At 64.6% G+C, this 26,814-nt stretch carries 22 protein-coding genes; 9 read left to right on the top strand and 13 right to left on the bottom strand.

What is annotated here, in order from left to right; genetic code table 11:
- The first annotated feature begins 33 nt into the window (after positions 1-33).
- On the top strand, positions 34-1,653 hold the full coding sequence (gene groL, locus NED98_RS08575; RefSeq protein ID WP_265312633.1) for a chaperonin GroEL: 1,620 nt from the start codon (positions 34-36) through the stop codon (positions 1,651-1,653).
- 305 nt (positions 1,654-1,958) lie between these two features.
- Here the strand turns inward: groL and NED98_RS08580 are convergent, their stop codons facing one another.
- The gene (locus NED98_RS08580; RefSeq protein WP_265312634.1) at positions 1,959-2,954 is read right to left on the bottom strand and encodes a dipeptide epimerase; all 996 of its coding nucleotides are present in this window, start codon (positions 2,952-2,954) and stop codon (positions 1,959-1,961) included.
- A 178-nt stretch (positions 2,955-3,132) separates the two neighbouring features.
- Here NED98_RS08580 and NED98_RS08585 point away from each other — a divergent pair, with 178 nt between their 5' ends.
- Positions 3,133-3,747 carry an FMN-binding negative transcriptional regulator gene (locus NED98_RS08585; RefSeq protein WP_265312635.1) on the top strand — a complete coding sequence of 205 codons (615 nt, stop codon included), beginning with the start codon at positions 3,133-3,135 and terminating at the stop codon, positions 3,745-3,747.
- Positions 3,744-5,183, top strand: a complete 1,440-nt coding sequence (locus tag NED98_RS08590) for an N-acyl-D-amino-acid deacylase family protein (protein ID WP_265312636.1) — start codon at positions 3,744-3,746, stop codon at positions 5,181-5,183. Before NED98_RS08585 ends, NED98_RS08590 begins: the two co-directional genes overlap by 4 nt.
- On the opposite strand, the gene NED98_RS08595 is transcribed toward NED98_RS08590, so the two are convergent.
- The 3 genes from NED98_RS08595 to NED98_RS08605 are packed head-to-tail and all read right to left on the bottom strand — an operon-like array spanning position 5,180 to position 8,931.
- Positions 5,180-6,433: a spinster family MFS transporter gene (locus NED98_RS08595; RefSeq protein WP_265312637.1), complete on the bottom strand. Its 1,254-nt coding sequence runs from the start codon at positions 6,431-6,433 to the stop codon at positions 5,180-5,182. The two genes, NED98_RS08590 and NED98_RS08595, sit on opposite strands and share 4 nt — an antisense overlap.
- Positions 6,426-7,538, bottom strand: a complete 1,113-nt coding sequence (locus NED98_RS08600) for a helix-turn-helix domain-containing protein (protein WP_265312638.1) — start codon at positions 7,536-7,538, stop codon at positions 6,426-6,428. The genes NED98_RS08595 and NED98_RS08600 overlap by 8 nt, the downstream gene beginning before the upstream one ends.
- A gap of 4 nt (positions 7,539-7,542) precedes the next feature.
- Positions 7,543-8,931, bottom strand: coding sequence for an amidase (locus NED98_RS08605; protein WP_265312639.1), 1,389 nt, complete (start codon positions 8,929-8,931; stop codon positions 7,543-7,545).
- Between the two features lie 235 nt (positions 8,932-9,166).
- On the opposite strand from NED98_RS08605, the gene dgcN reads away from it, so the two are divergent.
- Positions 9,167-10,159, top strand: a complete 993-nt coding sequence (dgcN, locus tag NED98_RS08610) for an N-acetyltransferase DgcN (RefSeq protein ID WP_265312640.1) — start codon at positions 9,167-9,169, stop codon at positions 10,157-10,159.
- A 38-nt stretch (positions 10,160-10,197) separates the two neighbouring features.
- Here dgcN and NED98_RS08615 read toward each other — a convergent pair whose 3' ends face one another.
- Positions 10,198-11,682: an alpha/beta hydrolase gene (locus NED98_RS08615; RefSeq protein ID WP_265312641.1), complete on the bottom strand. Its 1,485-nt coding sequence runs from the start codon at positions 11,680-11,682 to the stop codon at positions 10,198-10,200.
- Between the two features lie 66 nt (positions 11,683-11,748).
- Positions 11,749-13,875, bottom strand: a complete 2,127-nt coding sequence (locus tag NED98_RS08620) for a TonB-dependent receptor (RefSeq protein WP_265312642.1) — start codon at positions 13,873-13,875, stop codon at positions 11,749-11,751.
- Positions 13,876-14,135: 260 nt separating this feature from the next.
- On the opposite strand from NED98_RS08620, the gene NED98_RS08625 reads away from it, so the two are divergent.
- Entirely contained in the window at positions 14,136-14,903 is a 768-nt protein-coding gene (locus NED98_RS08625; RefSeq protein WP_265312643.1) for a class I SAM-dependent methyltransferase, read from the top strand.
- A 99-nt stretch (positions 14,904-15,002) separates the two neighbouring features.
- Here the strand turns inward: NED98_RS08625 and NED98_RS08630 are convergent, their stop codons facing one another.
- Positions 15,003-15,347: a UBP-type zinc finger domain-containing protein gene (locus NED98_RS08630; RefSeq protein WP_265312644.1), complete on the bottom strand. Its 345-nt coding sequence runs from the start codon at positions 15,345-15,347 to the stop codon at positions 15,003-15,005.
- A 479-nt stretch (positions 15,348-15,826) separates the two neighbouring features.
- On the opposite strand from NED98_RS08630, the gene NED98_RS08635 reads away from it, so the two are divergent.
- Positions 15,827-16,648, top strand: a complete 822-nt coding sequence (locus tag NED98_RS08635; RefSeq protein WP_265312645.1) for an AraC family transcriptional regulator — start codon at positions 15,827-15,829, stop codon at positions 16,646-16,648.
- Between the two features lie 295 nt (positions 16,649-16,943).
- Entirely contained in the window at positions 16,944-19,934 is a 2,991-nt protein-coding gene (locus NED98_RS08640; RefSeq protein WP_265312646.1) for a hybrid sensor histidine kinase/response regulator, read from the top strand.
- A 334-nt stretch (positions 19,935-20,268) separates the two neighbouring features.
- Here the strand turns inward: NED98_RS08640 and NED98_RS08645 are convergent, their stop codons facing one another.
- Genes NED98_RS08645 through NED98_RS08660 form a run of 4 tightly spaced genes read right to left on the bottom strand, consistent with a single transcriptional unit; the run spans position 20,269 to position 22,994 of the window.
- Positions 20,269-20,436 (bottom strand): hypothetical protein, encoded by a 168-nt coding sequence (locus NED98_RS08645; protein WP_265312647.1) that lies wholly within the window; start codon positions 20,434-20,436, stop codon positions 20,269-20,271.
- Positions 20,437-20,449: 13 nt separating this feature from the next.
- On the bottom strand, positions 20,450-21,220 hold the full coding sequence (locus NED98_RS08650; protein WP_265312648.1) for an SDR family NAD(P)-dependent oxidoreductase: 771 nt from the start codon (positions 21,218-21,220) through the stop codon (positions 20,450-20,452).
- Positions 21,221-21,231: 11 nt separating this feature from the next.
- A complete protein-coding gene (locus NED98_RS08655; RefSeq protein WP_265312649.1) occupies positions 21,232-22,416 on the bottom strand; it encodes a zinc-dependent alcohol dehydrogenase in 1,185 nt (394 codons plus the stop codon).
- Positions 22,416-22,994, bottom strand: a complete 579-nt coding sequence (locus NED98_RS08660) for an SRPBCC family protein (RefSeq protein ID WP_265312650.1) — start codon at positions 22,992-22,994, stop codon at positions 22,416-22,418. The genes NED98_RS08655 and NED98_RS08660 overlap by 1 nt, the downstream gene beginning before the upstream one ends.
- Before the next feature lie 187 nt (positions 22,995-23,181).
- On the opposite strand from NED98_RS08660, the gene NED98_RS08665 reads away from it, so the two are divergent.
- The gene (locus NED98_RS08665; protein ID WP_265312651.1) at positions 23,182-23,871 is read left to right on the top strand and encodes a hypothetical protein; all 690 of its coding nucleotides are present in this window, start codon (positions 23,182-23,184) and stop codon (positions 23,869-23,871) included.
- A gap of 54 nt (positions 23,872-23,925) precedes the next feature.
- On the opposite strand, the gene xth is transcribed toward NED98_RS08665, so the two are convergent.
- Positions 23,926-24,702: an exodeoxyribonuclease III gene (gene xth / locus NED98_RS08670; protein ID WP_265312652.1), complete on the bottom strand. Its 777-nt coding sequence runs from the start codon at positions 24,700-24,702 to the stop codon at positions 23,926-23,928.
- 268 nt (positions 24,703-24,970) lie between these two features.
- On the bottom strand, positions 24,971-25,531 hold the full coding sequence (locus NED98_RS08675; RefSeq protein WP_265312653.1) for a TetR/AcrR family transcriptional regulator: 561 nt from the start codon (positions 25,529-25,531) through the stop codon (positions 24,971-24,973).
- Positions 25,532-25,615: 84 nt separating this feature from the next.
- Between NED98_RS08675 and NED98_RS08680 the strand changes: the two genes are divergently transcribed.
- Positions 25,616-26,683: an aldo/keto reductase gene (locus NED98_RS08680; RefSeq protein ID WP_265312654.1), complete on the top strand. Its 1,068-nt coding sequence runs from the start codon at positions 25,616-25,618 to the stop codon at positions 26,681-26,683.
- Positions 26,684-26,814 lie beyond the last annotated feature (131 nt).

A 26,814-nucleotide genomic window follows, 5' to 3' on the forward strand; every position in this document is an offset into this window, starting at 1 on the left:
TCAGGAAGGATCGATAGAAAGGAGTTAGCCAGGATGGCTGCCAAGGAAGTGAAATTTGCGTCGGACGCGCGTGATCGCATGCTGCGCGGCGTGGATACGCTTGCGAATGCAGTGAAGGTGACGCTGGGCCCCAAGGGGCGCAACGTCGTGATCGACAAGAGTTTCGGCGCGCCGCGCATCACCAAGGATGGCGTGACGGTGGCGAAGGAAATCGAACTCGCCGACAAGTTCGAGAATATGGGTGCGCAGATGCTGCGCGAGGTCGCCAACAAGCAGAATGACAAGGCCGGCGACGGCACCACCACTGCGACCGTGCTGGCGCAGGCGATCGTGCGTGAGGGCTCCAAAGCGGTCGCCGCGGGCATGAATCCGATGGATATCAAGCGCGGCATCGATCTGGCGGTGAACGCGGTGGTCAGCGATCTTGCGAGCCACGCCAGAAAGGTGTCGGCCAACAGCGAGATCGCCCAGGTTGCGACCATCTCGGCCAATGGCGACGAGGAGGTCGGCAAGATCCTGGCCGAAGCGATGGCGAAGGTCGGCAACGAGGGCGTGATTACGGTCGAAGAGGCCAAAAGCCTCGCGACCGAACTCGAGACGGTCGAAGGCATGCAGTTCGACCGCGGCTATCTCTCGCCCTATTTCATCACCGACGCCGAGAAGCTCAAGGTGGAACTGGATGAGCCCTATATCCTGATCCACGAGAAGAAGCTCGCCAATCTCCAGCCGCTCGTGCCGCTGCTCGAGAAGGTCGTGCAATCGGGCCGTCCACTGCTCATCATCGCCGAGGATGTCGAAGGCGAGGCGCTCGCGACGCTCGTCGTCAACAAGCTGCGCGGCGGGCTCAAGATCGCGGCGGTCAAGGCGCCCGGGTTCGGCGACCGGCGCAAGGCGATGCTGGAAGACATCGCGATCCTCACCGGCGGCAATGTCGTCTCCGAGGAACTCGGCACCAAGCTCGAAAATGTCACGATCGCCATGCTCGGCCGTGCCAAGAAGGTGACGATCGACAAGGACAATACCACGATCATCGACGGGGTGGGCGCGAAGGACGACATCGACGGCCGCGTCGCCCAGATCCGCCAGCAGATCGAGACGACCACCAGCGATTACGACCGCGAGAAATTGCAGGAGCGGCTTGCGAAGCTCGCGGGGGGCGTCGCGGTGATCCGTGTCGGCGGGGCGACCGAGGTCGAGGTCAAGGAGAAGAAAGACCGGGTCGACGATGCGCTCCATGCGACACGCGCGGCGGTCGAGGAAGGCATCCTTCCCGGCGGCGGCGTTGCCCTGCTGCGCGCGTTGAAGGCGCTCGACGCGCTCAAGGCTGCCAATGACGACCAGCAATCGGGGATCGACATCGTGCGACGCGCCCTGCGCGCACCCGCGCGTCAGATCGCCGACAATGCGGGCGAAGACGGCGCCTGGATCGTCGGCAAGCTGCTCGAGAACGGCAATTATAATTGGGGCTTCAACGCCGCCACCGGCGAATATGAGGATCTCGTCAAATCCGGCGTGATCGATCCGGCCAAGGTGGTCCGCACCGCGCTCCAGGACGCCGCCTCGGTGGCGTCGCTGCTGATCACGACCGAGGCGCTGGTGGCCGAGCTGCCCAAGGACGAAAAGCCGGCGGCGACGTCGCCGATGGACTATTGAAAAGCCGACCGGGGCCGCGCGGCCCCGGTCACTACATAACGCGCACGGCCGATGCGACGGGGACGAAGGGGTATGTTCGGTGACGACCTGAGTTATTACCGGAAGCGAGCGAACGAGGAATGATGACGCGCTGCTGGGGAGTATACCCTCGCTGTTACTTGTCCGTTACTTGAACGCCATCGTCCAATACCTTCCGTCGGTTTCAGCTTTCGGCTTCATGGAAAAGCCCTCGGGAGTCCGCAGCGCACGCCTACTGACCTCCTATTTTTCCTGAGTTTGTGGCGCCGTAAGCTCAATCCGGCTACTCAGCGGACGTGACCTCTTCCCCAGACATCATCGGGGCAGTGAACCATGCCATCCGCATAACGGACCCCTGGAACGCGATCGCGGGCGAGAAATGTCGGGCCGTCCAGATCGCATAAGTCGCATCGCTGGCCCAGAAGGAACGCGGGCGCCTGCGACCAGCTTGTCCCGGTCATATTCCCGACCATGACGCGGAAGCCCATTGCGCGCGCTGTCCGCTCCATCTCCAGCGCGTGGGTCAGCCCGCCGCATTTGTCGAGCTTGATGTTGACGAAATCGACCAGCCCGATCAGCCGCTCCAGATCGTTGCTGTCCTGGACGCTTTCATCCGCGGCGATCGGGATCGTGCGATCGATGTACCGCAGGTCCGCGTCCTTCCCGAGCGCGAATGGTTGTTCGATCAGCATAACCCCCGCGGCGCGCAACGTCGGCATGATCGCGTCGAGAGACTCCGCATCGAACCCGCGGTTTCCGTCGACGGCGATTTGCGCATCGGGCCGCGCGGCGCGCACGGCTTTGACCCGTTCCGCATCCTCGCCCTCGCCTTCGAGCTTGAGCTTGATCGAGTGCGCATGGTGCATGCTGGCCGATTTGCGTGCCATTTCACCCGGCGACGCGACTCCGATCGTGAACACCGTCGGCAGCGACCGGATCTCGGCGAACCCCGCAAGCTGCCACACGGGTTTTCCGGCGTGCCCGGCCTCGATTTCCCACAAGGCGACGTCGATCGCATTGCGCGCACCGCCGGCTGGCAGCAAATGCTGAAGCTCAGCGCGGCCGACCCCGCCAGCCGCCAGAATCGGCGCAAGCTCGGTCACCTGTTCGACGATGCGTGCCGAGGTATCGTCGCGATAATATACGCCACACGCTTCGCCGCGCCCGACGACACCGCGATCCTCGATCGTGATCACCGCGATTTCGGCATGGCTGAATGTCTCTCCCGAGATGCGGAAGGGCTCGGCCATCTCCCATTGCTCGGTTCGTGCTTCGACCTTCATCACCATTTCCTCCAGCGGCTTGACCCGAATAGGCGCTCCCGGCGCAAGCGCTTTGCAGTCCGGTTGACGATTTCGCCAATTGGCCGGTCGAAATGCAAAGCAGCCCCTCGCCGGATGTGGCTGCGTGCCGGGATCGTGCCGCCGAAGTTGTTGATCGACGGCGAGCCCGGAGCGTCGAGTGAATTCGTCTTATGCATCCTCCTCTCCGGACGACATCGCCGCGCTGGTCACGGCCTGTCCGCTTGCGTGGCTGGTAAGCATCGATCCGGGCGGCGAAATATTGAGCAGCCAATTGCCGCTCATTCCGTTACGGCCGGAAAATGGCGCGATGGTGCTGCTCGGTCATATGGCGCGCACGAACCCGTTGGCGGCGCGCCTTCGCAATCAGCCGCGCGCCGCGATCCTGTTCCAGGGGCCGAATGCCTACGTTTCGCCAAGCTGGTACGCCGATCGCGATTCCGCGCCGACCTGGATTTACGTCAACGCGACGCTGACCGCCGATATCACGATCCGCGACGATCTGACCGACCGCGCGGTCAACTTGCTGGTCCACCGCATGGAGGAGGGACGGCCCGACCGCTGGCGCGTCGCCGAGATCGGGCACCGCTATGCCGCGCTGCGCGACCGCGTGATCGGTTTTACTGCAACGATCGCCAAGGTCGATGCCCGCTTCAAGCTGGCACAGGACGAGCCGCCGGCGGTCGTGCGCGAGACGATCGCGCATCTGGCGGACGAGGGGCTGATCCGCTGGGTCGAAACGGCCAATGCCGAACGGCTGGGAGAGGATTCGTGATCGATCTCGCGATCCGCGACGCCACGGTGATCGATGGAACCGGCGCGCCCGGCTTCATCGCCGATGTGGCGATCGAGGACGACCGGATCGTCGCGATCGGTGGCAGCATCGACGGCGCGCGCGAGGAGATCGACGCGGCCGGCCTGACGCTCGCGCCCGGTTTCATCGATGCCCATACCCATGACGATCGTTTGATTCTCGGCGGCGCGGACGCGATGCTGTGCAAGCTGTCGCAGGGCGTGACGACGGTGGTGGTCGGCAATTGCGGGATCAGCCTTTCGCCGGTTGCGTTCGATTGCCGCCCCCCCGCCCCGCTCGATCTGCTCGGCGACGCGCGCTGGTGGCGATTCCCGCGCTTCTCGATTTATGCCGCGCAGCTCGCGGAATCGCCGCCGGCGGTGAATGCGCTCGCGCTCATCGGCCATATGCCGATCAGGATCGAGGCGATGGGCGGAGACACCGCGCGCGCCGCCACCGCCGCCGAAATCGCCCGAATGGAGTCGCGGCTCGCCGAGGCGCTCGATCAGGGCGGTGCGGGGTTGTCGACCGGCCTGTGGTACGCCCCCGGCGGCGGCGCGGATTTGGACGAGCTGACCGCGTTGGCGCGATGCGCGGCGACGCGCGGCGGTCTCTACGTCACCCATTTACGTGACGAGGGCGATCAGGTGGAGGCCGCCGTCGCGGAGGCGATCGAGATCGGCATCACGGGCGGCCTGCCGATCGTCATCAGCCATCATAAATGTACCGCGCCGGAGAATTTCGGCAGATCGCACGCGACGCTGGCGATGATCGACGCCTGCGCCGCGCGGCACCCGATCGGGCTGGATGTCTATCCCTATTCGGCGTCCAGCACCGTGCTGCGCCCCGATTGGGTCCGCGCCGATATCGAGACGGTGATCAGCTGGTCGGTACCGCACCCCGATCGCGCCGGGCAATCACTCGCCGATATTGCGACCGAATGGGGGGTATCGCTGGCAGCGGCGGCGACGCGGCTGGTGCCGGCGGGCGCGGTTTATTTCTCGATGGACGAGCGCGAGGTGCAACACATCATGGCACATCGGCTGACGATGATCGGCAGCGACGGGCTGCCGCACGACGAGCGGCCGCACCCTCGGTTGTGGGGAACCTTTCCCCGCGTGCTCGGCCACTATGCCCGGGATCTCGGGCTGTTTCCGATCGAGACCGCCATCCACAAGATGACGGGGCTCACCGCCCGCACCTTCGGGATGAAGGATCGCGGTACGCTGGCGGTGGGCCGCTATGCCGATCTCACCTTGTTCGATGCGGCGCGGGTCATCGATCGGGCCAATTTCACCGCGCCGACGCGACTGTCGATCGGGGTCGTCGCCACCTGGGTCAACGGGCGCCTCGCCTATCGCGAAGCGAAGGGCGTAACCGGCACATGCGCCGGGCGATTGCTCAGGCGCGGCGGTTAAGCGTCGAGCCGCGCCAGATCCTCGGGAACATGCCGCGCGGCGATGAGGTAGAAGGGGATCGAGGCAAAGGCCGCTGCCACGCCGGCGAACATCGCATAACGTAGCGAATCCGCGCCCAGCAGCGGCCTCAGCAGGTCGCTCAGCACGCCGATCACCAAAGGCCCAAGGCCGAGACCGATCAGATTGCCGACAAACAATTGGATCGCCGCCGCCCGCGCGCGCATCGCGGGCGGGGTAATCGTCTGGATCGTCGCGACGCATGGCCCAATGAACGAGGCGCTGAGCGAGACCGGGATCACCGCCGCCGCGATCGCGACCGCGACCTTGCCGGAAAGGAAGAAAGGCACCCAGAACGGCGTGGCAATGATCGCCGCAACCGCGGGCACCAGCAGGTTGCGCTGGATCCCGCCGCGCCGCGCGGCGAGATCGGCGATACGGCCAGTGGCATAGGTGCCCAGCCCTCCTCCCAGACCGACGATCAGCGCGAAGATCAGCCCCACCTCGGTCGATCCCATGCCATGCGAACGGATCAGGAAGGCGGGGACGAAAGCGGTGATGCCGTAGCCGGAAAAGGCGCTCATCGCGGTGCCGAGCACGATGTAACGATAGGATCGCTGTCGCCACAGAAAGCCGAGCCGAGCCTCCGCGCCGGTCCGTGCGACAACAGCGCGCGGCGGATCACGCAGGATCAGGACCACCAGCAGCGTGAGCACGAGGCCGGGCACGCCCGCCGCGATGAAGGCGGCGCGCCAGCCGTAATTGTCGGCGATCCAGCCCCCCGCAAAAAAGGCGATCATCAGCCCGACGTTGACCCCCGTGGCGTAGATCGCCTGCGCCGTCGCCCGTTCCGCCGGCGGGTAGAGATCGGAGATGATCGATTGCGACGCCGGGCCGGTTCCCGCCTCGCCCACCCCCGTCAGCATCCGCGCGACGACGAGTTGCCAGAAGCGCGCGGCCAGCCCGCATGCCAGCGTCATCACGCTGAAACAGGCGAGCGAGGCGGCGATGATGCGCGATCGGCTCATCCGATCGGCGGCGAGCGCGATCGGCATCCCCAGCGTCGCGTAGAACAAGGCGAACGCGGGCCCGACCAGCAACCCCAGCAATGTATCGGAAACGCCGAACTCGTGTTTGATATGTTCGAGGATGATCGCAAGGATCTGCCGGTCGATGTAATTGACCGCATAGATCGCGCTGAGCAGCAACACGATCGCACCGCGCGGGATCCTCGCACCGCGCGTCTCACGCATCGTCGTCGGCCGCCACTTTGCTCCCGCGCTTGAGGCTGGAGGCGAGATGGCGGACGCGCAATTCGTCGTTCGCTACCTTGCGCATCTGGATCGGCGAAACGCCGAATGCCGCCTTGAACGCGCGGGTGAAGCTCGCGGCATGCTCGTATCCCGTCTCCAGTGCGATCTCCATCATCGACATCTTGGAATCGCGGATGAGATCGAGCGCGAGTTCCATGCGCAGCTTGTCGCGGATGCGCCCCACCGTCTCGCCGTAGATCATGCGAAAGCCGATCTGCAGGCGATGGCGCGTCATGCCGACCGCCTCGGCGATTTCATGGACGCTGATCTGCTGATCGATGTTGCCGCGGATCATCTGCATCGCGCGCTTCAACCGTCGGTGGTCTTCCGCCTCGAAACGACCGCCGAACTGCTCGCTGTCGGGCTGGGACAGCCCAAACAGGATGTGGCAGGCCAGCTCGAGCGCCTTGGCCGACATAAACGAGCCGCGGAAGGCACGCGCGAACGGCGGCGAGATCAGCTGATGCGCGGTCAGCGAGGCCAGTTCCGACAACGGTACGTTGCGGATCGGATAATCGCCGCCCTCGCGGATATAATGCGCAAGATCCGCGGGGATATCGCTCTCGGCGAGCCCGGTCAGCGCGAAGAAGCGCCGCCGCTCGAAATAAAGCGTCACCCAGCGCAGATGATCGCCCGCCTCGTACAGCGTATCGAAGCTGCGCTCGCCGCCGGTGCCATAAATCGTGCAATAACCGTCGGCGAGTTCGCCATCGGTGCCGGCCGGATCGGCCAGCCGGACATTGCCGTTGAGCACCGCCGACAGCGCGAGGTAATCGTCGCAACGGTGGTTGCGCGCGATCTGTCGCCGCGCGACCATGTTCACCAGCGCGACACAGATGCCGTTGTGAAGCTCGTAGAACTCCCACCCGCCCTTGGCGACATTGCTGTCATATTCGTGGCGAAAGCCAAGCCCGCCAGGCGTCGGGTGGCTCCATCCGTCCGCCTTGCGCGTCGAGAGCCCGTCCGCCGACGCCGGATCGCGCAGCTGCATCAGCATGTCATGCAGGCTGCGGGAAAGTATCTCGGGCGGGTGCGGATCGGTCATCGGATCAGCCGATGCTGACGCCGGGAACGCAATCAGGCCAGCGATCTTTCCACGGCACCGCGCGTTCGAGCTGATAGGCGAGGTCGATCAGCAACGGTTCGCCCCCGCGCCGCGCCGCGAACATCGTGCCGATCGGCACGCCGTCCGATCCGGGCTGGACCGGCAGCGATATCGCCGGGTGACCGGTCAGATTGTGCAGCGGGGTATAGGAGACATAATCGAACATCAATTTCATGATCTGGTCGAAATCCACGTCGGGGGCCAGTTCCCCGATGCGCAGCGCGGGAAGGCCGAGCACCGGCGACAGGATCACATCGGCATCGCCGAACGCGGTGTCGAGCGCGCGGCGCGCATCCTCGATCGCGCGGAACAGATGGTCGACATCGTCGATCGCGGCGCCGGCCGCCCATTCGCCCAGCCCCAGCGTCCAAGGCTCGACGCCGGCATCGGCCGCCGCGCCGAACCGTGCGCGCGCGGCTTGCAGCACGTCACGCGCGAGATAGGCCCAGATCGCCTTGAACGCCGCCATCACCGCCGGCCCGTCATAGGGCAGCGGCGCTTCGAACACGTGATGGCCGAGTTCTTCGCATAGCCGCGCGCTACGCATCGTACTGGCGAGCACCTCGGGATGCGGCTGATCGACGTTCAGGTTGGTCGTGATCACCGCGATCCGTAGCCGCTTGTCGCGCGGCGCCGTGGCGCCGGGCGGGGTCGCGGCGACCGTGGCCATCGCCCATTCCACGTCCCGCACGCTGCGTCCCAGCAGCATGTCGCAGGCGAGCAGATCCTCCATAAGATGCGGCGCGCGGGCGCGCAGCGTCGCGCCGCGCCCTGGCTTCAACCCGACGAGCCCGCAGCATGACGCCGGGATGCGGATCGATCCGCCGCCATCCGCCGCATGTGCCAGCGGCACCATTCCCGTCGCCACCGCCACCGCCGCGCCGCCGCTCGATCCCCCGGGCGAACGATCGCGCGCCCACGGGTTCCGCGCCGGGCCGTAGAGCAACGGCTCGGTAGTGGGCAGCAGCCCGAATTCGGGCGCGTTGGTCTTGCCCAGCGCGATCAGTCCGCGATCGTCGAACGCCCGGGTGAACGGGAAATCGACCGCGCCCGGCGGGGCGTCGCGGTGCAACCGGCTCGCGCTGCGGTTGGGCATGCCGCGATAATCGAGGCCGTCCTTGAGCAGCCAAGGCACGCCCGCCATCGGCCCGGCCGCTCGCCCCGCACGGTCGAGCGCGGCGTCATAGTCGCGATAGGTGATGACGTTCAGCGCGCCGTCCAGCGCCTCGATCCGCTCGATCGCCCATTCGCACAATTCGCGCGCCGACACCTCGCCGCGACGGACGAGCGCGGCCTGATCGTGCGCATCGAGCCGGCCGATCTCCCAGGCCATCGTCGATCCTGATTTCGCTTGCCTCTGCTGCATCGGTTCCGTCGCCCGTCCCGCAATGATTGGTCGACAAGGATTTCACTCATTCCGCGTGGGATGGTTTAGCCATCGGGGTCCGCCAGTTCGCGATTTTTCGGCCGACACCGTGACGGCTAACGGCTGGCCCGGAATGGCAAAGCGATACGCCGCGCGCTGCGCCATCCGTCATCGCCGACATGGCGACGAGACGAGGGTAACGATGCAGGCACCATATCTGCTTTTCCTGGGTGACGTGGGCGAATTCAGCGCGGCCAAGACCGCTGCCGGGGTCAACCAATGGCGCGGCGAGCTGGTCGCGGCGCAGCATCGATTACCCGGTTGCGCGGTCGATCTCGGCATTGCCGAGATGACGCCGGCCGAGGCCGCCCGCGCCGGCGCGCGGACGATGATCGTCGGGGTGGTGAATGTCGGCGGGTTCATCCCCGAACATTGGGTCGCGACGATGGTCGAGGCGCTGGAACAGGGACTGGACCTCGCCGCAGGGATGCACCAGCGGCTGAACGACATCCCAGCGATCGCCGAGGCGCGAGACCGCACCGGGCGCGCGGTGCTCGATCTGCGCCAGCCCGATCGCGCCTTCACCCCAGGTTCCGGGCGCAAGCGGATTGGCAAGCGCCTGCTGACCGTCGGCACCGATTGTTCGGTCGGCAAGAAATATACCGCGCTGGCGCTTGAGGCGGGGTTGCGCGCGCGCAACATCCCCGCCGATTTCCGCGCCACCGGCCAGACCGGCATCATGATCTCCGGCCGCGGCGTCGCAATCGATTCGGTGGTCGCGGACTTCATCTCCGGCGCAGCCGAATGGCTGTCACCCGACGCGGCGCCCGATCATTGGGACGTGATCGAGGGGCAGGGCTCGCTGTTCCACCCGGCTTATGCCGGCGTCACCCTGGGGCTGATCCACGGCAGTCAACCCGATGCGCTGGTCGTCTGCCATGAGCCGGTGCGCACGCATCTGCTCGGCTTCGACTATAAGGTGCCGGATCTGCGCCGTTGCATCGACATGAATGTCGCCGCCGCCCAACTCACCAATCCGGAGGCGCGCGTGGTGGGGATCAGCGTCAATACGTCGCGCATGGAGCCGACGGCGATCGACGCCGCCATCCGCGATATCGAGACGCAGACCGGTCTGCCGTGCTGCGACCCGATCCGGCATGGCGTCGACCGTATTCTCGATGTGCTGCTGAACTGACCCTTCCGGCTCGTGCTCCCGCCCGCGCGGGAGCACGATCAGCGCGCGGGAACGTGCCGGATCGCCGCTGGATGCCGCCGCTGCTGCATATGCGGGAACCCATTATCCTGCCCGCTGACGAACCGATCGAGGAAATCGAGCGCGAAATCGCCGATCAACCCGTCGATCTCGGCAACGGGGATCGTGCCGTAGACCGCGGGCGGGGTGCGCACGCGGAACATGCGGATCAGATCGGTGAAGGCGAGATGCCCCGCGCCCTCCACCCGAAAGCGGAAATCGTCCGCCGGCGCGACCGCCGCCCATTGCCGGAACGCAAAGTCCATCGGATGCGTGCGAGGATCGCGCGGCTGGTTCGGGTAGAGCGGATAACGCGGCCAATCCGACTGGAGCCACAACATCGGCCGGCCGGCCGCACGATCGAACATCGCCGGGTCATAGGTCACGCCGTCGAGGCTGATCGCGGCGCGGCATCGCGGCTCCTCGACACAGGCTTCCGCCGCGATCCCGCCGCCGAACGACATGCCGCCGAACGCGAGCCGCGAGAAATCCACCGAGCGCGCCACCCTGCCCGCGAGTGTCGACGGCCGGGCGCGTTCGAGCGCGGCGAGCGCAAAGCGGGTATCGGAAAGCCACGCCGCGGTGCTGCGCATCAGCCGGTCCTCCTTCGCCGCCGCGGCATAAGCGGGAAAATGCCGACGCCAGGCCGCGACGCTTTGATCCTTGACCAGCGCCCCCAAGGCTTCGGCCATTGCCGGGGTCACCACCAACGGCGTGGTTTCGCGGCTCCACCCGTCGGCGAATTGCTGCCGGGCGGAATCATAGGGGTGGCTGATGCTCGCCACGACATATCCGTGGCTCGCCAACCGCTCGAACAGCGGCGTGTTCTGCGCCGGGTACATCGTATAGCCGTGGTTGAAGACGAACAACGGATGGCTGCCCCCCGCCGGTTCCGCATCGCGCCGCGCATGGGTGGGGACGGCGGCGAGATGGAGCAGTTCGAACGGATGATGGAACGCGTTGCGCGCGATCGACCCGGCGTCCGCCACGATGGTCGCGCGCGGCAGATAGCGCGCGATCGGCTCGCCGCTGGACGAGGCGGGATACCAAAGCTGCACGATCATGCGGCGAGGCTCGCCCGGCCCATCCTCCAACACCCCGCGCCGTGCGGTATCGACCAGCTCGATCCGCGTCGCGCCGATCGGGTAACGGCCGTCCGGCTCGGGAAGCGAAAAGAGCGGGAACAGATAATAAGGGATCGCCGCCGCGAGAATCCCGATTACGAATATCGTCAGCGCCGCGATCCGCGTCGCGCGCCGCGCGGCACGGCGGCGGCGCATGAAGATCGCGGCGATCGCGGCGATCGTTGCCGCCGGGGCCGCCTGCCAATGAAGCGTGGCCAGCGCCACCAGCGCGATGGCCAGCGCGAGCAGCGCGGCGAGCACCGCCGGCCGTCTCTGCCCCGTCGCGGCCAGCACGCCCGCCGCGGTCAACAGCGCAAAGGCAGCGACGTCGATCGGATACATCGGCTACCCCTTTTCACGGGTTCGACCGCGACCTGGCCAGCCCTGGGCCACGCAACGCGACGTGTTTCAGAACGCTTTCCCGATCCTGAAGCCAATCTGCCGCGGCCGCGGCACCCCGCCGATCCCGCCGAGCGTCGGATAATAAGGCGAGTGCTCGTTGAGCAGATTGCGCGCGAAAATCGCCAGTTCGAACCCTTCGATCGTCGCACCCAGGCTCGCCCCCAGGAAGGATTGCGGCCCGGTAACGATCCGCGTTATGCCCTGCCCGCCGACCAATTTGTCTTTGTGATTGAAATCCAGATCGATGAAACCGGGGATGGCGGCCGACCAATTGAACGCATAGCTCGCCGCAAGCTGGATCGAATATTTGGGCAGCGCGAGCGGGCTGGTGCCCGGCGGGAAATCCACCTCCGCTTCGGGACTGGAGGCGATGAACACCGATCCCATCACGGTGCCACTCGCCGACAGCTTCAGCGCCCGCACCGGATTCGCAGTCAATTGCCATTCAACACCTCTGATCCGCGTGTTGCCGCCATTGGCGGTATATTGCAGAAACACCGGCGTCAGCACGACACGATCATAGACCTGCCCGCGATAATATTGCTGGAAAGCAGCAAGGTTCACCCCGAGCTTCCCGTCGAGCAGCGTCGCCTTGAACCCCGCCTCATAGGCCATCGAGCGTTCGGGGGCATAGGTCAGCGGTGGCGGAAAGGCGGGATTGACCACCGCGTTGAACCCGCCGCTGCGGAAACCGTTGCCGACGTTGAAGTAGAGGTTCGCGTCGCGCGCGATGTCGTATTTCACGAATGCGCGATAGGTGACACGCGCGAAAGTCCCCGACAGCGTCGGCAGATCGCCGTCGGTGAAGCTACGACTGTCATGCGAATAACGCACGCCCCCGCCCAGCTCGAGCCGGCGGAACAGGGTGTATGAAGCGTCGCCGTAGATCGCCCAGGATTGCGATGTCGTCCTGATCGGTTCCTCGAGGATCGTCACGGTGGTGGACGGCGGATAGAGCAATTCCGCGCCGTCGAGGAAATGACGCAGCAGATCATCATCCTTGTAGATGCCGCCGACTACCCATTTGAGCGGGCTGTCGCCCTTGGAGGTCAGCCGCAGTTCCTGACTGGTGATCGACTGTTTGTTGAGATAGCGCATATTGGCGATCTCCAGGGTGATCGGCGCGGCCGGATCGTCGGTGGCGTAATAGATTTGATCGAGATTGCTGTTGCTGTAGCGCCGGCTGTGCGCAGTATTGCTAATCAGCTCGGCGAATCCCAAGTCGTATTCGATCCTCAAACTGTAAAGATCGAGTTCGGACACGCCGCTCGTCCGCCCATATGGGTCGATCGCGTGGCGGTAAAGCCCGTCTTCATAAGGCAGGATATTGGCGTAGGACGGGGAATCCTCATTATTATGCCGGATATCGATCATGCCGACGACACGCAGCCGCGAATCCGGCTGCCACAACAGCTTGACGCGGCCGTCGTAGATCCGGTTGGAATTGACGTTCTTCGCGCCGGTGCCGACGTTCTTCAACCAGCCGCCATTGTCCTGATATTCGCCGGCGAAGCGCACCGCAAGCGTATCCGACAAAGGCAGGTTGAGCGCCGCCTTCACCTGCGCGGAGGCGCTACCGCCATCGGTGGCGAAGATCGAATAGTCGACGGTGCCGCCGATCCGATCGAGCGTCGGATCGTTGGTGACGTAGCGGATCACGCCGCTCATCGCGCCTTCGCCGAACAGCGTGCCCTGCGGCCCCTTGAGCACCTCGACCCGCGCGAGATCGAGCGTTCCCGCATCGGCGTAGACCGGATAGAAGCCGTCCTGCGAACCGGTGAGCGGCGTCTCGTCGAGATAGATCCCGACCAGCGACGACGTGCCCCTGAGGCTGTTGATGCCGCGAATCTGGATCAGCTGTTTCCCGCCGCCTTGCGAGAAAACGTCGAGACCCGGCACATTGTCCGCGATATCCTGAAGCGAGCTTGCGCTGCGCTTCGTCAGGTCCGCGCCGGACAGCACGTTGACGGTCAGCGGCACATCCACCACGCTTTGCTCGCGGCGCTGCGCGGTGACGACGACGTCGCTCGGGTGGGCGAGGTCTCCCGCATCCTGCGCGGCCGCGATCCCCGGCGCGAGCAGCGCGGCCAGCGACGTGGCGCAAAATAGCCGCCGGTCTTTCTTCCCCACCATCTTCATACCCTCCCAATAGCATCGGCAATGGGATGCGCCGTGCTAATCGGACGATCTTCGATGCTCGGCGCGCGCGCTGCTTAGCCGAGAGGACGGGCGCTTTTACACATAAGCGTCATGAAACGCGGTTTTCAGAACCTTCAGATCGAAACGCACCCCCTTTGCGCCAGCGGTAACGAGCCGCCAACGCCCAATGCCGCTTTTCATCGCCGCGCCGCAACGTATTATCTGCTCGATACACTTCGCAAAGGGGATGGAGGATGCGGAAGATCGTCTGGGTCGCGGCGCTCGCGGTCATGTGTCAGGGCGGATCGATGGCACTGGCGCGCAGCGAGCCGACGCCCGATTTTGCCGCCGCGGTCGCCAAACCGGGCCGGCCAGCGGAGGAAATCGCGCTCGATGAAAGCCGCAAACCGGCCGAGGTGCTGGCGTTTCTCGGCCTGAAGAAGGGCATGAAGGCGGCCGATATCATGACCGGCTCGGGCTATTGGGCGGAGATCATGGGCAATGCGGTCGGCCCCAAAGGCAAGGTGACGGCGTTCGAGCCGAGCCAATTCTATTCGACGCCGGAGGAGCAAAAGAAATGGGCGGCGCTGGTCGCGCGCCGACCCGACATTCGTTTCGTGCGCTACCCGTTCGAGGCGTTCAGCGCCGCGCCGAACCAGTTCGATTTCACGATCATCAACCTCAGCTACCACGACCTCTATTGGGAATCGGCCAAATATCGCATCCCTCGCAGCGACCCGGCGGCGTTCGTGAAGGCGCTCTATGCCGCGACCAAACCCGGCGGCATCGTCGGGATCATCGATCATGTCGGCCCCGCCGGCGACACGCGCGCGGTGGTCGAGAAATTGCATCGCATCGACCCTGCGACCGTGAAGACCGACTTCACGAGCGCCGGTTTCGTGCTCGAAGCGGAGAGCCCGTTGCTTGCCAATCCGGCGGACGATCATGCGAAACTGGTGTTCGACCCTGCCATTCGCGGCAAGACGGATCGCTTCATGTTCCGCTTCCGCAAACCGCATTGACCGTGCACGCCCATGCTCTCGCCGTCTTACGGGAGAGCAGGCGACAGCGAGGCGATACGGTTGCCCGGCTCTCGTAGAAGGATCCGATCCGCTCATCTGTCATCGATGAATCCGCTCCATCCAGTCCTCGGGCACGGCCCCTTCTGGACCCGGTATCGGCTGATCCACCGGATGCGCCAGGGGGGCGGCAAGCGAAGGTCCCGGAAATGCCGCCTCGCTGCGATAATCGTAGAACCAATCCTCTCCCGGTTCGAAACTGCGCACGACGGGATGGCCGGTGTCGTGAAAATGATGTGTCGCGTGCTGAGAAGGCGATGTGTCGCAACACCCGATGTGGCCACATTGCGCGCAGCGGCGGAGGTGGACCCACCAGCCTCCGGTTTCGAGGCATTCCTTGCATCCGGTCCCGCTCGGCGGAACGCTGGGGTCGATCCCGTCACGCATCCTCGACCATCCTTTTCTGGACAAGAGCGGCGATGATGACATCGCTTGCCCGCTCACCCACCATATAGATCGCGCCTGCAATGGACAGGCCTGCGATCCGCGAAAAAATGCTGGACCCACTCGTCCTTCCAGTTCGCCCGCGCGCATCAGGAGGTGGACGGCCTGTGTGGTGCTGGACGCGCTCGGCCGGTTGCGAACGCAGCGACCGCAAGGAGGGAGAACGCCAGCCGGGTATCGATGGACCTGTCGATCCTCGTCCCGCCGAAGCTCATCGCGCCGATCAGTCCGGCATTGCCAGGATCGACGCCGTCTCAGATTCCGTCACGGAACCTATGGGTTTCCACGCGAATTAGCGTAAGCAGGACGCCAACGGGTTGGCGATAACAGGGTGGCGGGCGCATGGGGTGAGGGAGACTGACGCGGCTGAAGCCGGCAAGATCGAACCTGTCGCGGACGTACGGTTTCGGCGTCCCACGGGCATGCTGAGCGACTTCATCACCGCCTATTATTTCGTCGAGATCAGCGGCCCGGCGGGAAGCGAAATCGAGGATCTGCTCCATCCCGAATGGGGCAATTTGCGCTTCCATAGCGGCGAGGACTGGGATGTCGCGACCGGCGACGGCCAGTTCGCGACGCCGCAATCGGCGACATTGTTCGGGCCGACCTCATGCGCGCGGCCGATCCGCGGCCGGCCCGGTATCGTGACCGGGGTCGGCTTTACCCCGCAAGGCTGGGCGCATCTGATCGGGATCAATGCGGCGACATTGGCCGACAAGTTCGCCGCCGCGGGACCGATCCTGCCGGGGATCGGATCGCTCGACATCGCGCTCGCCGGCGCAACCAGTGACGAAGCCCGTGTCGATCTGCTCGAGCGTTATTTTGCGGCGCGATCGGCCGCGCGGCCGGCCTGCGATCCCCGGATCGGTGTGATCGCCACCGCGGTCAACGAAGCCGAAGATGTCCATGTCGAGGAACTGGCGCATCGGCTCGGCCTGACCATGACGCAGCTCGCGCGGGCATCGCAACGCTGGTTCGGCTTTCCCACCAAGACGCTGCTGCGGCGCCAGCGCTTCCTGCGCACGCTCGCGCAATTGCTGCACCCCGACGGCCAGCCGATCGGACGGATCGTCGATCAAGCCTATTACGACCAGTCGCATTTCAATCGCGAGTTTCGGTATTTCATGGGGATGTCGCCGCGTGATTATTTCGCGCGGCCGCGCTCGATCCTCAGACCTGCAGCCGCCAATCGCATGGCTGAAGTGGGCGCCGCATTGCAGGGACTCCACCGGCCGTGCGCATGAAAAATGCCTCCACGCGCCGCGCGGAGGCGTTTTACCGGATAACCGTGACGGTCAGGCTTCGGCGGGCGTCTTCTTGGGGCGGCCGGGCTTTGCCGGCGCGGCGTCGGCAGTGAACAGCGACGTTAGCATCCAAGGTGACGCCCGCATCAGTCTTATGACCCAGCGATTGGCGCCGCGGCCCGTAAGACTGATATCGATCCCGCAACGGGAGCCTTCTTCCCCGTCGGAAGTTTCCACCCAAAGAAAAATCCTTTGATCCGGGGCGCTTCAGTCCATGACAACAGGACAGGCAAGATTGTCTGAAAGGTGGAACGCGTTATTCGACGCCGCCGAACAACTCGCCCGCGCCCGAGCGCTCGACGAGGTGGTCGATGTGGTGCGCAAGACGGCGAGGAATGTCATCGACGCTCAGGGCGTAACCTTCGTCGTCCGCGAGGGCGATCATTGCCATTATATCGCCGAGGACGCCATCGCGCCGCTCTGGGCCGGGCGCAGCTTCAGCCTTTCTGAATGCGTTCCGGGCTGGGTCATGCTGCATGGCGAACCGGCGATCATTCCCGATGTCCGCGCCGATCCGCGCGTCCCCAAGGATTTCTACCGCGGAACGTTTGTCGAAAGCGTGGTGATGATGCCGGTCCGCGCCGGCGCCGACGAGGCCGCGATCGGCGCCTATTGGTCCGAGCCGGGCGCGCCAGACGACACGACCGTCGAGCTGATCGGCATGCTCGCACGCTATGTCGGCGCGGCGATCGCCAATGTGGCGCTGCAGGACAGCTTCGAGCTGCTCAACCGGACGGCCGCGGCGGTCGCGGTCGAGCGGGATCTCGATACGATCGTCCAGATGGTCACCGACGCCGGGGTCGAGCTCACCGGCGCCGAGTTCGGTGCATTCTTCTACAACGAGGTCGACGAAAAGGGAGAGCGCTACACGCTGTACAGCCTGTCTGGCGCGCCGCGCGAAGCGTTCGCCCGCTTCCCTATGCCGCGCAACACCGAGGTATTCGCGCCGACCTTTACAGGGACCGGGGTGGTGCGCTCGGACAATATCCGGCTCGATCCACGTTACGGCAAGAGCGCGCCCTATCACGGCATGCCCGAAGGCCATCTGCCGGTGACGAGCTATCTTGCGGTGCCGGTCAAATCTCGCAGCGGCGAGGTGCACGGTGGGCTGTTCTTCGGTCATCATCAAGAGGCGCGGTTCACCGCCGACCATGAAACTGCCCTGCTCGGGATCGCCGGGCATGCCGCGATCGCGATCGACAATGCCCGGCTCAACCAGGCGACCGAGGCCGAGATCCGCGCCCGCCGCGCCGCCGAAGCTGAGCTGCGCTATCTCAATGCATCGCTCGAACACCGTATCGCGGAGCGCACCGCGGAAATCCAGGCGCAGGCCGACCGGCTGGCGGAGAGTGAACGGCACTTCCGCATGCTGGTCGAGGGTGTATCGGACTATGCGATCTACCTGCTCGATCCGCAGGGCAATATCACCAACTGGAATCCCGGCGCCGAGCGGATCAAGGGCTATAACGCCGATGAGATCCTTGGACGCAATTTCTCGACCTTCTATACCGAGGAGGATCGCGAGGCCGGCATCCCTGCTCGCGCGCTGGAGATCGCAACCCGCACCGGCCGCTATGAGAGCGAAGGGTGGCGCATCCGCAAGGACGGGTCGCAGCTCTGGGTGAGCGCGGTCATCGACGCCATCCGCGACAAGGACGGTCAGCTCGTCGGCTTCGCCAAGATCACCCGCGACCTGACCGAGAAACGCGAGATAGAGGAGCAGCTCCGCCAGTCGCAGAAAATGGAGGCCGTGGGTCAGCTCACCGGCGGCATCGCGCATGATTTCAACAATCTTCTCACCATCATCACCGGCAATATCGACATCGCCTTACGAATGCTCGAAAACCCTGCCGACGGCGGGCGCGTCCGGCGCGCGATCGGCAACGCGATGAAGGGCGCCGAGCGGGCAAGTGCGCTTACCCAGCGCCTGCTTGCCTTCTCGCGCCGTCAGCCGCTCGCACCCAAACCGCTCGATCTCGACAAGGTCGTCGCCGGCCTCTCCGACCTGCTCAAGCGCTCGCTTGGCGAGCTGATTCATCTCGAGGTCGTGAGCAGTCCAGGCCTCTGGCCAGTCGAGGCGGATCCCAACCAGCTCGAAAGCGCACTCGTCAATCTCGCGGTCAACGCGCGCGACGCGATCGTCGATAGCGGGACGCTGACGATCGAGACCGCCAATGCCTATCTCGATGCCGATTATGCGGCGGCGCACGCCGAGGTGCCGCCGGGCAATTATGTCGTCATCGCGGTCAGCGATACTGGCGTCGGCATGCCTCGCGACGTGTTGGCGCGCGTTTTCGAGCCCTTCTTCACCACCAAGGAAGTCGGCCATGGTACCGGACTCGGACTGAGCCAGGTTTACGGGTTCGTCAAACAGTCCGGTGGACACGTCAACGTCTATTCCGAGGAAGGATGCGGCACCACGGTCAAAATCTATCTTCCACGATTCACCGGCGCCTCGATCGAGGATGCCCCGGTGGAAACCGCATACGAGCCGCGCAGCGCACGGGGCGAGGCCGTATTGGTCGTCGAAGACGATGCCGAAGTCCGCGCCTTTTCCGCCGACGTGCTGCGTGACGCGGGTTACCAGGTGCTTGAAGCGGGCGACGGTGCAGCGGCGCTGCGCATCCTCGAACGCCGCAATCAACGCGTGGATCTGCTCTTTACCGACGTCGTGATGCCCGGCCTGTCGGGCCGCGAACTCAGCGATCGGGCTCGCCAGCTTCGCCCCAATCTCAAGGTGCTCTACACCAGCGGCTATACCCGCAACGCGATCGTTCACGGGGGACGCCTCGACCCGGGCGTCGAGCTTCTGCCCAAGCCATTTACGTCGCGGAGCCTGATGTTGCGGGTGCGCGACCTCCTCGACGCGCGAACGGGTAAACGGCTGCTGCTCATCGAGGACGACCCGGCCGTCCGCACGCTCGCGATCGAAGCGCTTCGTTCAGCCGGATATCTGTCGGAGCCCGCAGCCAATGCCGCCGAAGGCCTGGGCCGGTTGCGCGCCGCGCAGGGCGGATATGACGCCGTGGTCATCGCGACCGGCCCAAGCGAAAAGGACAGTGACGCGCTTTTGAAGGAAATTCGCGGCCAATGGGCCGATCTCCCCGTGCTGATCACGGGGGCCGCTTCCCCGTCGGCCGAATCCGCGCAGGCCGTCGTTCGCCTTGTACGGCCCTATACCGTCCAATCGATTATCGACGGTTTGAAGAGGCTCGGCATCACATGAGCTGGATGATCTGAAGGTGGAGACACACCGGTCGATTCAACGGTACGGATCTGTTAAGACCCCCGCGCGCCATGATGTCCAGCGGCCTGCCAGCAAAGGTTCCCACAATAGAAACAGGGGCCGCCCGGGCAAGCGCATGATGATCTCCGCGCCACGAACCTGTTCCGCCGAATAATGCGGCGCCTGTCTCGGAGGCGCCTTTCGTTTGGCTTTTGTCTGGTCTGCATCGTCCGCGCCTCCCGCCGGTATTTATCCAAATCCGCCAGCAACGCTTGCCCGGTCGCCTGCGGCCGCGAGGGGACGGCCTTGGACACCTTCGGGCGGTGCTTCGGGATCAGCCGTTTTTTGTCAGCGAACTCTTTTTCCTGCCGTCAGGGCGCGGTGGCGGCTGGTTTTTGTTGAGCTGATCCGAGGGACGCCGCGCATCGCCCTCCTGCTGATGCTCGGTGGAGAGATTCGGTCGCCGCGTCTCGCGCGTGGGCTTGATCGCCTTGTCGTCCATCGACGCTTCCTCCCTAGCCATCTTTCGCCGAGCCGGGCTCAGCCATGTTGCGGTGCATTTCGGCGGTGACACTTTCGGGCAGGACATGGCTGGCAGCCGCCTGCAGCTTGTTCTTGAAGCCGTGGACGACATCCGCCTTGCCCGACATGACCGCATCCCACCCGGTCCTCGCGACTTCGCCGGGGTCGTCCTTGCGCTGCTGACCGACTCTCGTGTCCTCCATCCCGGCGCGCCGGAAGAATTCGGTGTCGGTCGCGCCCGGCATCAGCGTGGTGATGGTGACGCCTTGCTTTTCCTTCATCTCGTTGCGAACGGCATCGACGAAACTGTCGATGAAGGCCTTGGTACCATTATAGACCGCCTGGAAGCTGCCGGGCATGAATCCGGCGATCGAACCGGTGACGAGCACCTTCCCTTCGTTCCGCGCCGCCATCTGCCGCAACACTCGCTGCAGCAGGTAGAGCGTGCCGACGATATTGGTGTCGATCACATGCCGCCATTGCGCGACCTCCTGATCGAGAAAGGCATGGCCCAGCCCATGCCCGGCGTTGGCGCAGAGGAGATCGATCTCCCGCCCGCGTGCCGCGTCGAGCAGCCGATCGACGCCCTCGACGGTCGAAAGGTCGACCTCGAGCGTCTCGACATTGTCGCGCGCGCCGGCTGGCGGGTCGTGGAACGGCGTATCGGCGGCAAGCAGAAGGTCGTAACCGTCGGTCGCGGCGAGCTTCGCCAACTCGCGCCCGATCCCAGTCGAGGCCCCGGTAACGATCGCGAATTTCGCCATGCTTGCTCTCCTCAGGCCGCTGCGAGGCCGGGCTTCAGCACTACCTTAGTGACCTCGTTCTGCCGGTCGTGGAACATCTTATAGCCCTGCGGGGCCTGTTCGAGCGGCAGCCGGTGCGAGATCAGGAAGGTGGTGTCGATCTTCCCCTCGAGGACCGCCTGGAGCAGCCCCGGCATATAATGCTGGACATGGGTCTGCCCGGTCTTGAGCGTCAGCCCCTTCTCCATGAAGGCGCCGAGCGGGAATTTGTCGATGAAGCCGCCATAGACCCCCGGCATCGACACGCGCCCACCCTTGCGGCAGGCGATGATCGCCTGGCGGATCGAATGCGCGCGGTCGGTGCCCAGGAAGGTCGACGCCTTGATCTGATCCCACACATTGTCGACGAAGAAACCGTGCGCCTCCAGCCCGACGGCGTCGATGCACGCGTCCGGCCCGATCCCGCCGGTCATTTCCATCAACGCATCATAGGTTTGGGTCTTCTCGAAATTGATCGTCTCGGCCCCGAACTTCTGCGCGAGTTCGAGCCGGTGCGGGAAATGATCGATCGCGATCACCCGCTCCGCCCCCATGAGAAAGGCGGATTGCACCGCGAACAGCCCGACCGGCCCGCAACCCCAGACTGCGACGGTATCGCCCGGCTCGATCTCGGCATTTTCGGCCGCCATCCAGCCGGTCGGCAGGATGTCGGACAGGAACAGCACCTTCTCGTCGTCGATGCCATCAGGCACGGCGATCGGTCCGACATCGCTGAACGGCACGCGGACATATTCTGCCTGACCGCCAGCGTAGCCGCCGGTCATGTGACTGTAGCCGAAAAGACCGCTCATCGGCTGGCCGTAGAGCGTTTGCGCGATATCCTGATTGTCGGCCGGCAGCCCGTTGTCGCACGCCGCATATTGATGCTTGCCGCAATGGTAGCAATTGCCGCACGCGATCGTGAACGGCACCACCACCCGCTGGCCCTTGCGCAGCGTCGAGCGCGGCCCGGTATCGACCACCTCGCCCATGAACTCGTGACCAAGGATATCTCCCTTCCGCATCGTCGGGATGAAACCATCGTAGAGATGCAGGTCCGAGCCGCAGATCGCGGTGGCGGTCACCCGGATGATCGCGTCGCGGGGATTGACGATTTCCGGGTCTTCGACCGTTTCGACGCGAACATCGTGCTTGCCGTGCCAGGTGAGCGCGCGCATCAGCCTTTCTCCTCGTCATGCGCGCGCCGCGTGCGCGCCGCGGTGGCGACCTCGCCGGTTTCCATCAATTGCTTGAACCGGCGCAGATCGCGGCGCGCCTGGATCGCGGGCTCGCGCTGGAACAGCTTCGCCACCAGCCGGCCGATCGCGCCCGCCGGGGGATCGTAGACGATCGTCGCGGTCACCACGGTGCCACGCGCGCCGGCAGGCCGGAAATCGATCCGCCCGCGGTTGGGAACATCGGCCCCCTTTTCCGATGCCCAGGCGATCAGCGTGCCCGGCACCAGATCGGTAATGCTCGAGGTCCATTCGACAATGTTCCCGCCAGGCGCCTTCACCGCCCAGCGCGAGCGTTCGTCGTCGAGCACCTCGACCCGCGCGACATTCTCCATGAACGCCGGAAGATTGGCAAAGTCGCGGAAGAAGGAGAACAATTCGGTCGCCGACCGGTTAATCGTCACAGCCTGTCCGACCACCGTTTCGCCGGCGACGTGCCCGAGACCTTCCCCGGCATATTGGTTTGCGGATCGGTCCTTCGACGCCGCCGGCGGCGCGCTGTCGGTCAAATGTTCGCTCATCGTGCGCTCCCGTGGATCGTTCTCCCCAAGCGCGCGCGACTGGCCGCAGTTCCGGCCTATCCCCGTGTTTTATTGGATGTTTCAGTTATCCATGTTAAGTCAATGGTTGCAGTCGATAGCCAAGAGCGCGAATTCCCGGAAGCCGTGATTCCAACCCACAACTGTCCCGGCGGGTCGCGTCCGCGCATTGACCCGCTTCAGCCGCTCCGATGCGGAGGCGAGCGCCTGGGAAACTTCAGCGCCGGATCGGGATTTTTACTATTCCGGTCTGATCGAGGTTCCCCAAGCGATGCCGCGCAAGCAGAATCTCAAGGTGTTCCGAACGCCGACCGGCTTCCATGACGCCTATGTCGCGGCGCCCAGCCAGAAGGCGGCGCTGGAGGCATGGGGGAGCGATGCGGATCTGTTCGCGCGCGGGGTCGCCGAGCGCGTCACCGATCCCGATCTCATGCGCGAGCCGCTTGAAAATCCCGGCACCGTCATCCGACGCTCGCGCGGCAGCATCAGCGAGCAGATAGCCGCCTTGCCGAAAAACCCACCGTCGGCGGCGAAACGACGGCAGCAGGAAGCGGCCGAACCGGCGCTGCGGAGAACTGCGAAACCGCGACCGGCCAAAACCCAAAAACCAACGAAACCGAAAAAACCACCCAAGCCCAAACCCGACGCAGCGCCGTTGCGCGCAGCCGAGCAGGCGCTGGAAGAGGCCGCAGCGCGGCACAAGATGGAGCGTACCGCGCTCGGTCAGCGGCAGGCCGATCTCGACCGCGAACGGAGGAAACTCGAGCAGCAGCAGAATGCGGAGCAAGCGAAACTGAAGCGTGAGGTCGACAAGGCGCAATCAGCCTATGACCGGGCGATGCGCGCCTGGCGCGGATAGCGACTTGGCAATCAGATCGCCCTCGGAGCCGCGGTTTTGCGGCCACGCCGCACTTTAACGTTCCTCAAGCTCGATCCAAACCGGTGCGTGATCGCTGGTCTTTTCCCAGCGGCGCGGCCGGATATCGACCTTGGCCGCTCGCAGCCGCGCGGCGGCCGGAGCGTTGAGCAGGAAGTGATCGATCCTGAGGCCCGCGTTGCGCTCGAACGCGCCGCGCCAATATTTCCAGAAGGTGTAGATCGTCTCGTTCGGGTGGAGATGACGGACCGCATCGGTCCAGCCTTGATCGCGCAACCGCTGATACGCCGCTTTCACTTCGGGGGCGAACAGCGCGTCGTCGCGCCAGCGCTCGGGCGCATAGACGTCGATGTCGGCCGGCATGACATTGAAATCGCCTGCGACGATCACCGGCGCGTCAAGCCCGACCAGCGACGACAGATGCGTCTGGAGCCGGTCGAACCAGCGCAGCTTGAAATCGAATGCGGGTCCAGGTCGCGGGTTGCCGTTTGGGAGATAAAGACCGGCGACGAGCAGACCATTGACCGCCGCCTCAATATAGCGGCTCTGCACATCAGCGGGATCACCGGGAAGCCCGCGCCGGGTTTCGTGGATCGATCCGACCCGGCTCAGGATCGCGACGCCATTCCAGCGGGTCTGGCCGTGCCAGACCGCCTCATAACCGGCGTCGCGGATCGGGATTTCCGGAAATTTGTCCTGCGGCGCCTTCAATTCCTGGAGGCAAACGATGTCGGGCTCGGCGAGCGCGAGCCAGCGGAGCAGCACCGGCAGCCGGCCATTGACGCCGTTGACGTTGTAAGTGGCGATCTTCACAGCCGCACAGCCATCATAGGTCCGACAGCTCCTGACCGGCACGTCCCCGGCCTGACAGCGCACGATGATAATTCAGAATCTGGCGCCGATTCGTCCAAGACGCACAGCCGAGCGCGACGTTCCTGTGATCTCCCTCATGGCCACTCTTCGACAAGTCCGCCGTCGCATCGGCCGGCAGCCAATTCATGTCGAAAACGACTGAGAGGTAGCCTCGCGCGCGATCTCGCATTCCCTCTCGCTTTGATGGCAATGAGCCGCACGGCCATAGCTAGTCTTTGGCGCCCAACCCCCTCAAGATGAGCGCAATTATCCTCGTCGACTGAGCATCCCTCCCGGGATGGGAAGGAAGCTGCCAAAGTACGCCGAGAAGCATCAAAACATCGTCGGCATTGGCACCGCGATCAATCGCGCCCACGCCCTCACATGCAGTGAGGAGCGACCGCACCGCCGACACCATCTGCTGATAGGTCTCGCGCTTGTCATCCTCGGACGTGGCTCCCTGCAGAAGTCTCGCCACGCCGCGCTTCATCGCACTGGAATCCGCCAACTGGGCACACCATAAGCGAAACGCCTCAAGCGGCGGATGCGCTTCCAACAATGTGGACGCGAGCGCCACAACGGCGCTGATCTCCTTGCGATACATGGCCAGCGCCAGAGCTTCCCGCGTCGGGAAGTGGCGATAGAGTGTGCCTTGCCCAACGCCGGCCGCCTTGCCGATAGCGCTGAGCGGCGTTTCGGGATCGGCGGTCAGCGCCTCACGTGCCACCTCGAGTATGCGATCACGGTTGGCGCGGGCGTCTGCACGCAATCCATCCTCCTTCACGGCCATATCGCCCCTTGACTAAACGGACAATTGTCCGTTACGGAACAGCAAGCGGACAATTGTCCAAATATAGCGTATGCGGAGATGGACATGCAATATGCCAAGCTCGGCCGGACGGGCCTCGATATTTCGCCTATCTGCATTGGCTGCATGGGATTCGGAGAGCCGTCACGCGGTTACCCTTCCTGGTCGCTCGACGAGGAAGCAAGTCGACGTCTCATTCGCCACGCGCTTGAGGCGGGCATCAATTTCTTCGACACCGCCAATTTATATTCGAATGGCTCCAGCGAGGAGATTCTCGGGCGGTCACTGAAGGACTTTGCGCACCGCGAAAACGTCGTGATCGCCACCAAGATCAGCGCGCCGATGCGCGATGGGCCCAATAGCATAGGGCTGTCGCGCAAGGCGATCATGACCGAAGTCGATATGAGCCTCAAACGCCTCGGCACCGACTATATCGACCTCTATCAAATCCATCGTCGCGACACGACCACCCCGTGGGAGGAAACGCTCGAGGCCCTGAACGATGTCGTCAAGGCCGGTAAGGTCCGGTACCTCGGTGCATCGTCGATGATGGCTTGGGAATTCGGCAAAGCGCTGCACCTGCAGAAGTCCAACGGCTGGGCTCGCTTCGTGTCGATGCAGGATAGCTACAATCTTCTCGACTGTGAAGAAGAACGCGAAATGCACGCGCTGTGCATCGACGAAGGGGTGCAGACCATCATCTACAGCCCACTCAACCGTGGCCGGCTGGCCCGGCCGTGGGGAGCGACCACCGCAAGGGCGGAAACCGAAGCGGCCTATAATCTGGGTGCGGCCACCGCCGACAGCGACAAGCTGATTATCGAGGCGGTGGGGACCATTGCGGAAGAACGGGGCGTCAGCCGGGCAATGATTGCGCTTGCCTGGCTGCGTCGCAATCCTGTGGTGGCGGCGCCGATTGTGGGGGCGCTCAAGGAAAAACATATCGACGATGCTGTGGCCTCGCTATCGATCAGCCTCACCGACGACGAGGCAGCACGGCTGGAAGCCCCCTATACGCCTCGGCTCGACCGTCAGGGCATGTCGGACCCGGCTATGCTGCGTCGCGCAGCCGAAGCAGCCACGGGACACAGCATCAGCCTGCTTCCGGTCCGTGAACCGAGCAAGGTAATCTGAGCCTTACCGGGTCGCCGACCTGCGTGCCGTGCGTGCAATCCACGGCGAACAGCCGGTTGTTTCCCCCCTCCCCCCTTCCCGCCCCAGGTTGGTCGGGCTTCCTCGCACAATCCCGCTGAGTCTTCACCCAC

Source organism: Sphingomonas lycopersici, assembly GCF_026130605.1.
GTDB classification, from domain to species: domain Bacteria; phylum Pseudomonadota; class Alphaproteobacteria; order Sphingomonadales; family Sphingomonadaceae; genus Sphingomonas; species Sphingomonas lycopersici.